Consider the following 14,774-nt stretch of genomic DNA (forward strand, 5'->3'; position numbering starts at 1 on the left):
GCTCAACGTGGCGTAAGCAGCCAGGCTCAATCCAGAGATTGCAGCCGTTCCACCGCCTCCCCCACCAGCTTCACCGGCAGCACGGTGAGGCCCTCGATGGGCTGGCGCGGCAGGTTGGCATGGGGAACGATGGCGTGGGTGAAACCCAGCTTGGCCGCTTCCTTGAGGCGCTCCTGGCCCCGGGGGGCGGGGCGGATCTCGCCGGTCAGGCCGACCTCACCGAACACCACCAGTTTCTGTGGCAAGGGCCGGTTGCGCAGGGACGAGACAATGGCCAGGCACACCGCCAGGTCCGCCGCCGGCTCGCCGATCTTGACCCCGCCCACGGCGTTCACGAACACGTCCTGGTCAAAGCAGACGATGCCGGCGTGGCGGTGCAGCACCGCCAGCAGCATGGCCAGCCGTTGCGGGTCCAGGCCCACGGTGAGGCGGCGCGGGCTGGGGGAGACGGCAGTGTCCACCAGGGCCTGGATTTCCACCAACAGGGGGCGGGTGCCCTCCTGGGTGACCAGCACGCAGGAACCAGCCACCTGGCCGTGTTGGGAGAGAAACAGGGCCGAGGGGTTGGAAACGCCCTTCAGCCCCCGGTCGGTCATGGCGAACACCCCCAGCTCGTTCACCGCGCCGAAGCGGTTCTTGAAGGCCCGCACCAAGCGGTGGGCCGAGTGGGTGTCGCCCTCGAAGTAGAGCACCGTGTCGACGATGTGCTCCAGTACCCGGGGGCCGGCCAGGGCGCCTTCCTTGGTGACATGGCCGACCAGGATCACCGTGGTGCCGGTCTCCTTGGCCAGCCGAGTGAGCTTGGCGGCGCACTCGCGCACCTGGGCCACGGAGCCGGGGGCCGAGGACAATTCGTCGGACCACAGAGTCTGGATCGAATCCACCACCGCCACCCGGGGCGCTTCCTGGGCCAGGGCGGCGACGATCTTCTCCAGGTTGATCTCGGCTAAGAGCTTGAGGTTGTCGGTTTCCAGGGACAGGCGCTTGGCACGCAGGGCTACCTGCTCGCCGGATTCCTCGCCGGAGACGTAGAGCACCGGGTGGTCGTTGGAGAGCAGCGCCAGGGCCTGCAACAGCAGGGTGCTCTTGCCGATGCCCGGATCGCCGCCGATCAGCACCACCCCGCCGGCCACCAAGCCGCCGCCCAGGGTGCGGTCGAATTCGCCGATACCGGTGGGCAGGCGCGCCGCCTCCCGGGTCTCGATGTCGCCCAGCTTCTGCACCCGGGCCGTGGTCGGCGCCAGGGACTCGAAGCGGCCGGCGCCGGGTTTTTCCACCAGACTCTCGACCAGGGTGTTCCAGCCGTTGCAACCCGGGCATTGGCCCTGCCACTTGGGCGAGACGGTACCGCACTCGGTGCAGACATATTGGGTCTTGGCCTTGGCCATCAGTTGCCCTCACCGTCGATGAAATCCACCGGCACCCGCCGCGCCAGGGCGCAGAAGAGCTCGTAGCTGATGGTGCCGGCCGCGCTGGCCACCTCGTCGGCGGACAGTCCCTCGCCCCAGAGGGTGACCGGGCTACCCACCCCGGCATTCGGCAGATCGGTCAGATCGCAGGCCAGCATGTCCATGGACACCCGGCCGAGCAGCCGGGTGCACCGGCCGCCCACCAGGATCGGCGTGCCGGTGCCGGCGTGGCGCGGATAGCCGTCGGCGTAGCCGCAGGCAACAATACCCACCCGGGTGCGTCGTTCGGCCGTGAAGGTGCCGCCGTAGCCAACCCGCTCGCCAGCAGCGATCTCCTGGACACCGATGATTTCCGACGCCAGGGTCATCACCGGTTTCAGCCCCAGCTGCTCCGCCGGAATGTCCGCGAAAGGGCTGGAACCATAGAGCAGGATGCCCGGCCGCACCCAGTCGCCCCGGGCCTCCGGGTAGCGCAGCAGGGCCGCCGAGTTGGCCAGGGACACCGGGCCGGCCCAGCAGGGCAACATGGAGCGAAAACGGTCGAGCTGCCAGGCCACGCCCCGGGGACCGTCAGCGTCAGCGAAATGGGTCATCAGGGTCACGTCGGCAAAGGCCGGCGAGGCGGTGGCACGGCGCACCGCGGCGATCAACGCCTCGCCAGTGAAACCCAGCCGATTCATGCCGGAATTGACCTTGATGAAGGCATCGAGCTTGCGTGGCAGACCGGCCAACTCGATCTCTTCAAGTTGCTCGGGACGATGCACGGCGGTGGTGATGCCGTATTCGGCCAGGGTGGGCAGTTCGGCAGCGTCGAAATAGCCTTCGAGCAGCAGAATCGGCTGGCGAAGGCCCGCTTCGCGCAAGGCCACCGCATCGGCCAGGTCGAGCAGGGCAAAACCGTCAGCCAGCCCGGCCAAGGCTTGGGCACAAGGCAGCAGGCCATGGCCGTAGGCGTTGGCCTTGACCACGGCAAAAATGCGCGCGGTACCGGCATAGCGGCGGGCAATGGCAAAGTTATGACGCAGCGCCGCCAGATCGATGCGGGCGCGAATGGGGCGAGACATAGGACATCCTTGAGCGGTGATCCGGTTTTTCGGCCCGGACCAAAACGAGATTGTGGCAGGCCCGACGGCATCGGGCGAGTGGCAATTGCACTGGCTCCCACCTTGGGCCACCTCCTGGCCCCTTGATGTACTGCAACAACAAAGCGCGACGGTTCATGGTATAAACCCGGCACACTAAAAACCGCCCTCGGGCTCGTTCGATGCAGCTCGGCTTCTACATCATCATGGCGGCGCAATTTTTTTCTGCGCTCGCCGATAACGCTCTCCTGATTGCCGCCATCTATACCCTGCGGGATATGTCCGCCCCGCGGGAGTACGAGCCATTGCTCAAGCTGTTCTTCACCGTCTCCTACGTGGCCCTGGCCGCCTTTGTCGGCGCCTTTGCCGACTCGATGCCCAAGTGGCGGGTGATGTTCATCAGCAACGGCATCAAGATCCTGGGTTGCGGCCTGATGTTCATGCATGTGCACCCGCTGGTCGCCTATGCGGTGGTCGGCCTGGGTGCTGCGGCATATTCCCCCGCCAAATACGGCATCCTCACCGAATACCTGCCCCACCGCCTGCTGGTGGTCGCCAATGGCTGGATCGAGGGCCTCACCGTCGGCGCAATCATTCTCGGTACGGTTCTCGGCGGGCTCCTGATCAAGCCGGAAATCGCCCAGAGCCTGCTGTCCTTCGACATGCCCGTGATCGACACCCCGGTGGACACGGTCACCGAAATGGCCCTCGTGGTGGTGGGCCTGCTCTACCTGGTCGCCGCCATCTTCAATCTGTACGTTCCCGACACCGGGGTTGATCACAAGCCCCTGAAGAAAAACCCGATCTACCTGCTGCATGAATTCGGGCACTGTCTGGCGCTACTGTGGCGCGACCGTCTCGGCCAGATTTCCCTAGCGGTCACCACCCTTTTCTGGGGGGCAGGCGCTACGCTCCAGTTCATCGTCATCAAGTGGGCCGACGCGGCATTGCACCTGGACCTCTCCAAGTCGTCCATGCTCCAGGGCGTGGTCGCCGTCGGCGTGGCGCTAGGCGCCACCCTGGCGGCCAAGTGGATTACCCTGCGCAAATCGGTGCGGGTCATTCCCCTGGGCATCGTCATGGGTCTGGTCGTCATCATCATGAACTATGTGACGACGGTCGAAGTCGCCGTGCCATTACTGGTTGTGATCGGCGCCCTCTCCGGTTTCTTCGTTGTCCCCATGAATGCCCTGCTCCAGCACCGGGGGCATATCCTGATGGGCGCCGGCCACTCCATCGCCGTACAGAACTTCAACGAGAACCTGTCGATCTTGGTCATGACCGGGCTGTATGCCCTGATGATCCGCGCCGATCTTTCGGTCTTCACCGTCATCACCCTGTTTGGCCTGTTCGTCGCTGCAGCCATGACCCTGGTGCGCTACCGGCACCTGCTCAACCAGCGCAAACACGACGACGTAGCCCATCTGGACGACTCCCCCCATTAGGACGGACAATTAGGACAAATAAAAGTCCACACGGAGTCCGTATTTGTCCGAACCGCTCCTCTGGCCCCGCCGCCTGAGGGATAGCATCGTCATCGCCGGAGCCTATTTCGGCCTCGGCCTGGTCACGCTGCGCTTCTTCGCCGAACACGGCCTATTCCCCGCCCCGCTCTGGTTGCCTGCCGCCGTGGCCTTCGTCGCAGTGGTCCTGCGCGGCGTAACCGCCCTGCCCGGCATCGCACTGGGCGCCTTCCTGATCAACCGCTACGCCATTGATGCCAGCACCGTTACGTCGCTGGTCCTGGCCGCCGGTAACAGTCTTGGCCCTTACCTGGGCTGGCGCGCCATGCGCCGCCTCGATCCATCGTCCTTCCCCTTTGCCCGGCGCCGTGCCGTCGCAGCCTTCGTCATCGGCGGCGTGATACTGCATGCGCTCGTTACCAGCCTGATCGGGGCCACCGTCGTCACTTCCGCCGCCGGTCTCGGCATGGCCGAATGGCTGCGCCGGATGTTTGCCTGGTGGCTGTGCGACACCGCCGGCGCCCTGCTCGCCGCCCCCGCCTTCCTCGCCCTGCTCCACCCCGCCTCGCCGGACCACCAGACGCCCGAGATCCTCCGCCAGGAACGCTTCCTGATCGGCGCCTTCCTCCTGGCGCTGGCCCTGCTCTTCTTTCTCGTCCTGCCGGGCCGGGGGGGAATCCTCGCCGGGCTCCCGTTCCTTCTCAGCTTTCCCGCACTCTGGCTGGCCTGGCGTCACCCTCCCCAAGTTGCCCAGCCACTCCTGGCCCTGAGTTGCACCATCGCCCTGATAGGGGCCGTCCTGCATCGGGGCGTGTTCTATTTCGGGGCCGACAGCCGCCCCCTGGAAACGACCGGACTGATGGCCATTTCCTTGATTTTCACCAGTCTGGTGGTCGGTGCCATGGCTGCCGAACGACGCCATGCTGCCCGAGCCCTGCGTGAAGCCAACCGCAGCCTGACGGCCCGGGTCGAGCAACAGTCGCGCAAGCTGCAAACCTCGGAGCAGGTTTTCGAAACCGTGGTGCAGACCAGCCCCGACGCCATCCTGATGACCAACCTGGAAGGAACCATCACCTTCGCCTCCCCCCAGACGAACCTGCTCTTCGGCCTTTCCCCGGACGTACTGCTCGAAGGCATGACCTTTTGCCAGTTCCTGACCCTGGACACCCGCGCCCTGTGGGCCAATCAGCTGTCCGAACTGATCGCCGGCAACCACCCGCCACCCTTGGAGTTGACGGCCATTGCACCGCAGCGTCCGAACTTCACCATCGAATCCAACGGACGCCTGCTGCGCGACGGCCAAGGCAATCCCCGGGGCGCCGTGGTGGTGGTACGCGACGTCGAGGAACGGCGCCGGCTGCAGCTTGAACTACAGAACAATGAGCGGCGCTTCCGCATGCTGGCCGAAACGGCGCCTTTTGCCCTGGTGTTTGCCCGGGCGGAAAACGGCGAAATCCTCTTTGCCAACCGGGAAGCCCAGCGCCTCCTCGGGGTAGACGCCGCCGCCGCCCACGCCCCCTTCGCTCCGGATTTTTACGCCGATCCAGACGAATGGAACGAGATTATTGGCCTGCTGATGAGGCAGGGCACGCTGGAAAATCGGGAAATCCGTCTGCGCGACCGCCAGGGACGGATCTTCTGGGCGATTTTTTCCGCCGTCCTGTCCACCTACAGCGATGGCCCGGCTATCCTCATCAGTGTGAACGACATCACGGCGCGCAAAGCGTTGGAACTCACCTTGCGCCGCCAACTCGAAGAAATCCGGGCCCTACAGGCCACCCTCCAGGAGCAGGCGGTACGGGATGGACTGACCGGCCTGTTCAACCGTCGCTACCTGGATGAAACCCTGGAACGGGAAATCGTTCGCGCCAACCGGGATGCATCGCCGGTCAGCGTGATCATGCTCGACATGGACCATTTCAAGAACCTCAACGACCGGTTCGGCCACAAAGCCGGCGACGCGGTCCTGCAGAAGCTTGGCGAAATCCTGCGCGATGTCTGCCGTGCCAGCGATGTGGCCTGCCGCTACGGCGGCGAGGAATTTGCTCTGATCCTGCCCGGCGCCACCCTGCCCACCGCGCTGGAACGGGCCGAATCGATCCGCCGCGCCGTGGAAGCCCTGACCCTTTCCCCCGGCGGCAATCTGCCCGCCGGCGCAGAACAGTTGCGCTGTACCGTCTCCTTGGGCGTCGCGTCTTTTCCCGAGCACGGCACCGACGGGGAGTCCCTGATTCAGCAGGCCGACCGGGCACTCTACGCGGCCAAGGGCTCCGGGCGGAATCGCGCAGTCGGGGCGCCGCCCCTCAGCCTGGGGGGCCCAAAATCTCAAACGGCGCTACCGCAACTCGTCTAGGGTCGCCGCCGCTCCGTCATGCCTTCCCAACAGCTACCCCGTCCTCCGGCATTCCGGTCCGGTCTAGCCAACCTCATGGCCACCGTGGCGACCGCCCGGGGCTTTACCGGTCTTCCCTGCCCCCCCCTGGACTGCTTGCCGGCACAAGCCCTGGCACCGGTACGCCATATCGTGCTGTTGGTGGCCGATGGCGTCGGCGAAGCCCAGGTGCGCCGCCATCTGACGGGCGGATTGCTCGATTCGCACCGCATCGCCACCCTTGAATCGGTTTTTCCCAGCACCACCGCCAGCGCCGTTGGCACTTTCCTCACCGGCCTTCCACCAGGGCAGCACGGGCTTACCGGCTGGCATGTCTGGTTTTCCGCCATCGCCACGCAACTGGCCGTCCTGCCCCTGAGCCGCCGCGGCGTGCGCGGCCCGGCTCCCGAGGCCGAACAGTGGGCGCAACAGCTGCTCGATGCCCCGCCCCTGGCCGACCGGCTGCCCTGCCCGGTCGAAATCATTTCCCCCGCCTGGATCGTCGACTCGCCCTTCAACCGACGGCTGTCCGGACAAGCCAAGCGCACGGGCTACCGCGCCCTGCCTGAGATGTTCGCGGCCATCGAAAGCGCCCTGACGGCCCCGGAACCCAGCTACATCTACGCCTACTGGCCCGATTTCGATAGCAAGGCCCACGAGGTCGGCCCCGACGGGGAGGCTGCAGTAGCCACCCTGCGGTCCTTGGAGACAGCCCTGGCCGGCTTTCTGGGCCGCGTCCAGGGGGCCAATGCCACCTTGCTGGTGACCGCCGACCACGGGTTCATCGCCGCACCGGCCGACCGGCTGATCGACTTGGATGACAGCCCCGATCTGGCGGCTATGTTGGCCCGTCCATTGTCGGGAGAGCGTCGGGTCAGCTACGTACACCTCAAGCCCGGCTGCCGCGAAACATTCTGCGCCGGCATGCAGGAGCGCTATGGCCATGCCCTGTGGTGCGTGCCCAGTGTCGATCTGATCCGGGATGGCTGGTTCGGCCCCCCCCCGCATCATCCCGACCTGGCCGAGCGGCTGGGCGATCTTGCCCTGATCCTGGCCGACGACTGGACCCTGCGTGATCGGCTAGCCGGCGAGGACGACTACCGCCTGCCCGGCATGCACGGCGGGGTCAGCGACGCAGAACGGATGGTGCCGCTCTGCCGCTTCGATCTATGGCAGCAATGAGATGCACGCCTCCGCTCCCCACCCGGAAGGCCTGACCCCAAGCGAGGCCATTGCCTGGCAGCGTCGGCAGGCACCACGGGTGGAAACCACCGACCGACTCCCTGCCTTGGCGGAACTGACCCGGGTCGCGGGAGTTGATGTGGGCTTCGAAGACCTGGGGCGAATCACCCGGGCGGCGGTGGCCGTACTCTCCTATCCCGACCTGCAGCCAGTCGAGCAGGCAATAGCGCGATTACCCACCACCTTTCCCTACATCCCCGGATTGCTGTCGTTCCGCGAGGCACCGGCCGTTCTGGCGGCACTCGCCCAACTGTCCGCACTCCCCGAAGTGCTCCTGGTCGATGGCCAAGGCTTGGCCCATCCGCGCCGCTTCGGTCTGGCCTGTCATCTTGGCGTACTGACCGATCTTCCTGCCATAGGGGTGGGCAAGACCCGTCTAACCGGCACCTATGTGGAGCCCGGCCAGGAGCGCGGTGCCTGGAGTCCCCTGGAGCACAAGGGCGAGACCATCGGCGCGGTGCTACGCAGCCGCTCGGGCGTCGCCCCCTTGTTCATTTCCATCGGCCACCGTATCAGCCTGCCTACGGCCCTGGCGCTGACCATGGCCTGTACCCGCCGTTACCGTCTGCCCGAGACGACCCGGGCAGCGCACCGGCTCGCTTCCGGCTAACGCACCGGCTCAATCCGTTTCGGCCACCAGCAGGATTTCTTCGGCGCCAAAACGAACCCGCTGCCCCGGGCGCAACTTGGCGCGCTTGCGGCTTTCCACCTGGCCATCAACCTTCACCAGCCCCTCTTCCACCGCGCTATGGGCCTCCCCACCGGATTCGACCAGGCTGGCGGCTTTGAGAAGTTGATCGAGCTGGATGTAATCGCCGCGGACGGGAAAGGTAATCATGGGAATTTCCTAGGAAATACGTTGAATGGGCGGATTGTCGCAGATTTGCCCCCCCCGTCCCGACCTTGATGTAAACCAAATGACAGGAAAAAATCCCCGCTACACTGCCGGGCTTCATCAAGCGTTATTGCGCCCTGTCAGAACGACCTTCACTGCCATCATGTCCTCCCGACTCCTCTCCGTGGCCGATCTCGGCCAACAGCTCTGGCTCGACAACCTCACTCGTCACCTCCTGGATTCCGGCGAACTGGCCCGGCTTGCGGACGAGGACGGCATTGCCGGCGTGACCTCCAACCCGGCCATCTTCTACAACGCGCTCAAGAACGACCCAACCTACCAGCAGGCCCTGACCGAACTTCGGCCGCGCATCACGGATGCAGAAGCCCGTTTCGAAGCGCTAGCCCTGCCGGATATCCGCCAGGCCTGCGACTTGTTCCAAGGCGTCTACATGGCATCGGGGGGGACCCAGGGATTCGTCAGTTTCGAAGTCTCGCCATTGCTGGCCCATGATGCCGCGGGCACAGCCGCCGCCGCCCGCCGGCTCTGGCAGGCGATCGACCGGCCCAACGCCATGATCAAGATCCCGGCCACTCCGGCCGGTCTCCAGGCCATCGAAGACACCATCTACGCCGGCATCAACGTAAACGTCACCCTGATCTTTTCCAACCGCCAATTGCAGGGCGTACAGGCGGCCCACCGGCGCGGCCTGGAACGGCGCCGGGCCGAAGGACTGGCGCTTACAGGCATCGCCTCGGTCGCCAGCGTGTTCATCAGCCGCATCGACGCCGCCATCGACACCCGTTTGCCGGCCGACCTACAAGGCAAAACGGCCATTTCCAGCGCCAAGATGGCCTATGCGCAATGGATCGACGAGATCCGTTCCAGCTTCACCCCCCTGGCGGAACTCGGGGCTCAGCCCCAGTGGCTGTTGTGGGCCTCGACCTCGGCCAAGAACCCGGCCTACCGGGACGTTCTCTACGTCGAAGAACTGATCGGCCCCCACACCATCAACACCGTACCCGACACCACCTTGGCCGCGTTCCGCGACCATGGCGAAGCCGAAGCGCGCCTCACCGATCACTGGGTTGAAGCCCGCCAGGTACTGGCCCGGGTAGCAGCCGCCGGCATCGACCTGGATCAGCTCGGCGACGAGTTGCAACAGGCCGGCTTGGCCCAGTTCGACGAGGCCTACGCCAAACTGCTGGCGCTGGTAGCCTGATTTTCTTCAAGCGGCGGCAAGCCATGCCGCCGCCGTGCCCGGGTGCAAGCCTCGTCACCAATCCCCAGAGCCGCATAGGGATTGAACTCACGGCATGGGCTGGGGCGCTGGGCATAAATGGTGCACCTCGTTTCCTTGCCCACTTCGCCAGACAGGGCCACGCAGCGGGACTCATTCTCGTCGGTGCCCTTCATGCGCAGCAGCGTACCGATCACCGGAACAACCATTTCCCGTGGCACTCCGCCGGCATAGCCCAACCCTCCCCCTTCACCCTCGGCCTGATGAAAATCCACGCGAAAGGCAGCGCAGCAAGCGCCGCATTGCTGGCATGGACTGAGGGCAGTGGTTGGGGGCATGGCTGAAACGGTCACAACGGGGCCTGTAGCGCAAAAAAACGGCTGGAATTGTAGCCCAGCCGCACCCGCCGTTTTGCCCGGATTCACGCCTTGTTGCCTGACCGATGCAGAGCAGTTTCGCCAACTTCCATGGTGGAAACCGCACTGCTCGATCACACTGCAGAGGCCACATCGCGGGCTTTCCCGCCCCTGCCACCGCAACGGTGGGATGCACGGGATGCTTGTCTCGAGTCAAGTCGGGCGCATCGCGCTTAATCGGCAGCGTATTGAAGTGAACCGCCCGCGCAGGCTTACAGCCAGACACTCCGGGCCCACATACCCAACATCAAGTGCTGAACCTCCTGCACTACCGTCACGGTCTTCATAGCGATCTCCCAGCCTTCTATCGGCAGAAATGGTCGACCAACGATAGCTATTGATTATCAAGAAATGAAATTCAATTCTTGAATTTCATTCATAGCGTCCAGCTATCAAAAATCTATTACCAACCGCTGGCCATCAAAACTAAACCATTCGCCCCCCGTAGTTAAAGTTTGTTTACATCCGGCCGTTATGCAGGTTGGATGCCGCCCTGCGCGACAGGCTTGTCTGTGCCGGTCATCCAGCCACGATAACCATGCAAATAAACACCAACCTAGACGCCGCGTTCACGGCCCGCCAATTGAGCGGTGCAGAGAACACGCTCACCCGCGCCTACCGCCGGCTATCGTCTGGGTTGCGTATCAATTCGGCTGCTGACGATGCCGCGGGGCTGGCGATTTCAGAACGCATGACCGGGCAAATACGTGGTTCGCGCCAGGCGGCCCGCAATGCCAACGACGGTATCTCGTTACTGCAGACGGCCGACGGTTCCCTCTCATCCGTCTCTGATGCGTTGCAGCGCATCCGCGAACTGTCGGTCCAGGCTGCCAACGACACCAACTCCTCCAGTGACCGCCAAGCGCTCCAGGATGAAGCCCGCCAACTAGTCCAGGAAATTTCCCGCATGGGGGAAACCGCCGAATTCAACGGCGAAAAAATTTTCTCCCAGAGCCATTCCAGTATCGGCGGCGACCCGAACAAACGGGCCGTGCTCGACGGCATGCGTATCGGCTGGCTGTCCAGTTCGGAAACGCGGATCGCCCAGTATTACGGTATCCAGGGCGGTGGCGAAAAGATGTACATCGGCGTTTCCAGCTTCACCGACGGCCCTGGCAATATCGCCGCCTTTGTCGGTCCACCGAGCCAGCCCGGCTATTTCCAAGACCTGCAGGTGGACATGGCCGATGCCACTCCGGCCAACTTGCCCAACGGCGGCACCTATCCCTTCTACACAGACCGCACGGTCATGCACGAAATGGTGCACGCGGTCATGAACAGCGCCATCACCCAGAGCGTCCCGACCTGGTTCAAGGAGGGCTCGGCCGAATTCATCCACGGTGCCGACGAACGCCTGAAGATCGACATTGCCGCCGCAGGCGGGGGCGCTGCCGGCATGGCCGCCGTCGTCGGTTCGGTCAATGGCGCAGGCTGGGCCAGCGACTCCCAGCACTACTCCGGGGCTTACGTAAAAGTGCGTTATCTGCACGACCAGCTCAAGGCGGCCGGCGCGGGCGGCATCAAGGGCTTGATGCAGTACCTGAACAAGAACCCTGGCAGCGATCTGGATACGGCACTACAGAGTCTCATCGGCAAAAACCTCGCCACCTTCGAAAGCGACTTCCAGGCCAATGGTGTGGCCTATATCCAGAATCGCATCAACCTGACCAATGCCGACACCGGCGCAGTGGGTGGCCTGGATGCTGACGGAGGCCCTGAGCAGACTGCCGATTCGATCGTGCCCTTTGGCGGCGGCAAGGGCTACGACCCCAACGATGTGCTCTCGGGCTTCAAGGAAACCTTCGAGAACCTCGGTGGCGGAGCCGGATCGCGCCAGGTGAGCTTTCAGATCGGCGCCAAGGCAGGGGAAAATCTGCAGGTCGAATTGGGCGCCGTGAATGCCTTTGCCCTGGGCATCGACGATACCGATCTGAGCACCGGGGCCGGCGCCAGCGTTTCCATCGTCCATGTCGATGAAGCCCTGGCCTACGTGAACAAACAGCGCGCCCGCATCGGCGCCCAGCTTTCCCGACTGGAAACCGCGGTTACAAACCTGCAGAGCAGCGAGCAGAACCTGATCGCCAGCCGTTCGCGCATCCAGGACACCGACTACGCCGCCGAGACCGCAGGACTGGCGCGTTCGCAGATCCTCCAGCAAGCCGCCGGCGGCCTCATCGCCCAGACCAAAGTCACCGGTCAACTCGTGCTCGGACTGCTGCGCGCCTGATCTTGCCCATGCCCCAAGCAAAAGCCCGGGAGAAGAACCCCGGGCTTTTTTCATTGGAAAAAGCAGGGAACCCTAGCAAGCCACGAATCTATCAGGGCGATCGGGGATCTCGGGGATCTCGGGGATCTCGGGGATCTCGGGGATCTCGGGGATCTCGGGGATCTCGGGGATCTCGGGGGTCGCGGGGGTCACAGGGGTCACAGGGATCGCGCCATCCATATTTCGGTTGCCAGCCCCGCCCTTCCCAGAGGCAAATATAGCGATACCCCCTACGCCTATAGGAAAAAGTACCTATCAGAATCGCCTGAACTCGCTATTCCCCTACTCAAGGCAAGGGAATAGGCTGGAGATGTTTTCACTACTGGAATGACGTCCATGAACACCCCACGTAACCTGCGCAACCCCCGCCCCCTGGGGTTGAGGGAGGCCGCCCTGGCATTCCTCGCCGTGGGCCTGGGCAGCCTGCTGGCCCCCCAGGCCATTGCTGCTCCCTCTTCCACCCCGGATGCTGAAATCCTCAAGCGCGGCGAATACGTCGCCCGCTTGGGCGATTGCGTGGCCTGCCATACCGCCCCCGGGGGCAAGCCGATGGCCGGCGGGTTGGAACTGAAGACGCCCTTCGGCGCCATCTACTCCACCAACATCACCCCGGATGCCAAAACCGGCCTCGGCAGCTACACCTTCGCCCAGTTCGATCGCGCCATGCGCAAGGGCGTCGCCGCCGACGGACACAACCTCTACCCGGCCATGCCCTACCCCTCCTACGCCAAGACCAGCGAAGAGGACATGCGGGCCCTCTATGCCTATCTGCAGCACGGCGTCCCGGCTGTAGACCAGGCCAATAAGAAGAGCGAAATGAAGTGGCCCTTCAGCATGCGCTGGGGGCTGTCGCTGTGGAACTGGGCCTTCATCGATGCCAAACCCTTCCAGCCCGATCCGCAGAAGGACGCCGTCTGGAACCGGGGCGCCTATCTGGTCCAGGGCCTGGGGCACTGCGGCTCCTGTCACACCCCTCGGGGCATCGCCTTCCAGGAGAAGGCCATGAGCGACGCTGGCAGCAAGGGCAAGCACTACCTGGTCGGCGAGACGGTCGAATCCTGGCGCGCCCTGAGCCTGCGCGGCCTGTGGACCGTGGAAGACACCACCCTCTTCCTCAAGACCGGGCAAAACCGCTTCGCCACTGCCTCCGGCAACATGGCCGACGTGATTCACCACAGCACCCAGCACGTCAAGGACGATGACCTGGTGGCCATCGCCACCTACCTCAAGTCCCTGCCCCCGGGCGAGCACGAGCTGCCGGCACCAAGCACACCCCGCACCACCGTGGCGGGCAAGGTGCCGGACAACCTGTTCACCTCCCGGGGCGGCTTGGCCTACGTGCAGTTCTGCGTCGACTGCCACCGCCAGGACGGCGGCGGCGTGAGCAAGATCTTCCCGCCCCTGGCCGGCAACCCGGCGGTGACGGCGAAGGAGCCGGCCACTCTGCTGCACATCACCCTGACCGGCTGGAAAACCGCCTCCACAGCGGCCCATCCCCGGGTGTTCACCATGCCCGGCTTCGCCCGCCTCAATGACCAGGAACTGGCGGAATTGCTCACCTTCGTCCGCGCCAGCTGGGGTAACGGCTCCTCCGCGGTAAGCGCTGCCGAAGTGAAGAAGATGCGCGCCGAGGTCGTCAAGGAAGATCCCAAGGCCATCGACAACAGCAAGTTCGAGACGCCGCGCCTGGCCGACATGCTGAGCAAGCCTAACGCCACTCAACTGGTGCGCGGCATGCGCCTGCACCTGGAAACCAAGGATCTGCTGCCGAACAACGTGGGCAATCAGCTCAACTGCACCAGTTGCCACCTGAACTCCGGCACCGTGGCCGACGGCTCCCCCTTCGTCGGTGTCTCCGCCATGTTCCCCAGCTACGCCCCCCGGGCCGGCCGCACCATCACCCTGGAGGACCGCATTAACGGCTGCTTCAAGCGTTCCATGAACGGCAAGCCCCTGCCCGTGGAATCGCCCGACATGAAGGCCATGGTCGCCTACTTCGACTGGATGAAAGGCGCCACCAAGCCGGAAGACAAGGTGCCCGGCCGCGGTGTGGGCAAGATCGACCGTTCCCTGAAGCCCGACCCCGACAATGGCAAGAAGATCTACGCCGCCCAGTGCGCCATCTGCCACGGTGAGAACGGCGAAGGGCTCAAGTCGGCCGACTGCAAGATGGTCTATCCGCCGCTGTGGGGCGACCAGTCCTTCAACATCGGCGCCGGCATGGCCCGCACCTACACCGCCGCCGCCTTCGTAAAGCGCAACATGCCGATCGGCTTCCACGCCAAGTTCCCCTTGGGCCAGGGCGGTTTGTCGGACCAGGAGGCGCTGGATGTGGCGGAGTACTTCAGCCACCAGCCCCGCCCGGACTTCCCCGAAAAGGTGAAGGACTGGCCGAAGGACAAGAAGCCGGAGGATGCACGCTACTGAGTCCGCCACACAACGGTGCCGGT

At 64.5% G+C, this 14,774-nt stretch carries 12 protein-coding genes; 7 read left to right on the forward strand and 5 right to left on the reverse strand.

The window, feature by feature from the left end; translation table 11 throughout:
• Positions 1–26 precede the first annotated feature (26 nt).
• On the reverse strand, positions 27–1,388 hold the full coding sequence (gene radA, locus OTERR_RS09000) for a DNA repair protein RadA (protein ID WP_149425541.1): 1,362 nt from the start codon (positions 1,386–1,388) through the stop codon (positions 27–29).
• A complete protein-coding gene (gene alr, locus OTERR_RS09005) occupies positions 1,388–2,473 on the reverse strand; it encodes an alanine racemase (RefSeq protein ID WP_149425542.1) in 1,086 nt (361 codons plus the stop codon). The genes radA and alr overlap by 1 nt, the downstream gene beginning before the upstream one ends.
• 200 nt (positions 2,474–2,673) lie before the next feature.
• Between alr and lplT the strand changes: the two genes are divergently transcribed.
• From lplT to nfi, 4 genes are all read left to right on the forward strand, one after another.
• On the forward strand, positions 2,674–3,936 hold the full coding sequence (gene lplT / locus OTERR_RS09010) for a lysophospholipid transporter LplT (protein WP_054620771.1): 1,263 nt from the start codon (positions 2,674–2,676) through the stop codon (positions 3,934–3,936).
• A 43-nt stretch (positions 3,937–3,979) separates the two neighbouring features.
• Positions 3,980–6,307, forward strand: coding sequence for a diguanylate cyclase (locus OTERR_RS09015; RefSeq protein ID WP_149425543.1), 2,328 nt, complete (start codon positions 3,980–3,982; stop codon positions 6,305–6,307).
• A gap of 75 nt (positions 6,308–6,382) precedes the next feature.
• Entirely contained in the window at positions 6,383–7,507 is a 1,125-nt protein-coding gene (locus OTERR_RS09020; RefSeq protein ID WP_187775205.1) for an alkaline phosphatase family protein, read from the forward strand.
• Position 7,508: 1 nt separating this feature from the next.
• Complete coding sequence (gene nfi, locus OTERR_RS09025; protein ID WP_149425545.1) at positions 7,509–8,177, forward strand: deoxyribonuclease V; 669 nt, start codon at positions 7,509–7,511, stop codon at positions 8,175–8,177.
• 9 nt (positions 8,178–8,186) lie between these two features.
• On the opposite strand, the gene OTERR_RS09030 is transcribed toward nfi, so the two are convergent.
• Entirely contained in the window at positions 8,187–8,405 is a 219-nt protein-coding gene (locus OTERR_RS09030) for an RNA-binding S4 domain-containing protein (protein ID WP_149425546.1), read from the reverse strand.
• Positions 8,406–8,565: 160 nt separating this feature from the next.
• Here OTERR_RS09030 and tal point away from each other — a divergent pair, with 160 nt between their 5' ends.
• On the forward strand, positions 8,566–9,624 hold the full coding sequence (gene tal / locus OTERR_RS09035) for a transaldolase (protein ID WP_149425547.1): 1,059 nt from the start codon (positions 8,566–8,568) through the stop codon (positions 9,622–9,624).
• Here tal and OTERR_RS09040 read toward each other — a convergent pair.
• A complete protein-coding gene (locus OTERR_RS09040) occupies positions 9,594–9,980 on the reverse strand; it encodes a YkgJ family cysteine cluster protein (protein ID WP_149426493.1) in 387 nt (128 codons plus the stop codon). The genes tal and OTERR_RS09040 overlap by 31 nt on opposite strands.
• 559 nt (positions 9,981–10,539) lie before the next feature.
• On the opposite strand from OTERR_RS09040, the gene OTERR_RS09045 reads away from it, so the two are divergent.
• The gene (locus tag OTERR_RS09045) at positions 10,540–12,285 is read left to right on the forward strand and encodes a flagellinolysin (protein ID WP_223115912.1); all 1,746 of its coding nucleotides are present in this window, start codon (positions 10,540–10,542) and stop codon (positions 12,283–12,285) included.
• Between the two features lie 72 nt (positions 12,286–12,357).
• Here OTERR_RS09045 and OTERR_RS16580 read toward each other — a convergent pair whose 3' ends face one another.
• Positions 12,358–12,486 carry a hypothetical protein gene (locus OTERR_RS16580; protein WP_281290327.1) on the reverse strand — a complete coding sequence of 43 codons (129 nt, stop codon included), beginning with the start codon at positions 12,484–12,486 and terminating at the stop codon, positions 12,358–12,360.
• 174 nt (positions 12,487–12,660) lie between these two features.
• Between OTERR_RS16580 and OTERR_RS09050 the strand changes: the two genes are divergently transcribed.
• Positions 12,661–14,751, forward strand: a complete 2,091-nt coding sequence (locus OTERR_RS09050; protein WP_223115913.1) for a c-type cytochrome — start codon at positions 12,661–12,663, stop codon at positions 14,749–14,751.
• Positions 14,752–14,774: the final 23 nt, after the last annotated feature.

Source organism: Oryzomicrobium terrae (genome assembly GCF_008274805.1).
Lineage (GTDB): Bacteria > Pseudomonadota > Gammaproteobacteria > Burkholderiales > Rhodocyclaceae > Oryzomicrobium > Oryzomicrobium terrae.

Excerpts from the sequence above, each read along its gene's own strand:
- nfi (WP_149425545.1), top strand. The coding sequence starts at position 7,509 with ATGCACGCCTCCGCTCCCCACCCGGAAGGCCTGACCCCAAGCGAGGCC.
- OTERR_RS09030 (WP_149425546.1), bottom strand. The coding sequence starts at position 8,405 with ATGATTACCTTTCCCGTCCGCGGCGATTACATCCAGCTCGATCAACTT.
- lplT (WP_054620771.1), top strand. The coding sequence starts at position 2,674 with ATGCAGCTCGGCTTCTACATCATCATGGCGGCGCAATTTTTTTCTGCG.
- OTERR_RS09050 (WP_223115913.1), top strand. The coding sequence starts at position 12,661 with ATGAACACCCCACGTAACCTGCGCAACCCCCGCCCCCTGGGGTTGAGG.
- radA (WP_149425541.1), bottom strand. The coding sequence starts at position 1,388 with ATGGCCAAGGCCAAGACCCAATATGTCTGCACCGAGTGCGGTACCGTC.
- tal (WP_149425547.1), top strand. The coding sequence starts at position 8,566 with ATGTCCTCCCGACTCCTCTCCGTGGCCGATCTCGGCCAACAGCTCTGG.
- OTERR_RS09020 (WP_187775205.1), top strand. The coding sequence starts at position 6,383 with ATGGCCACCGTGGCGACCGCCCGGGGCTTTACCGGTCTTCCCTGCCCC.
- OTERR_RS09040 (WP_149426493.1), bottom strand. The coding sequence starts at position 9,980 with ATGCCCCCAACCACTGCCCTCAGTCCATGCCAGCAATGCGGCGCTTGC.
- alr (WP_149425542.1), bottom strand. The coding sequence starts at position 2,473 with ATGTCTCGCCCCATTCGCGCCCGCATCGATCTGGCGGCGCTGCGTCAT.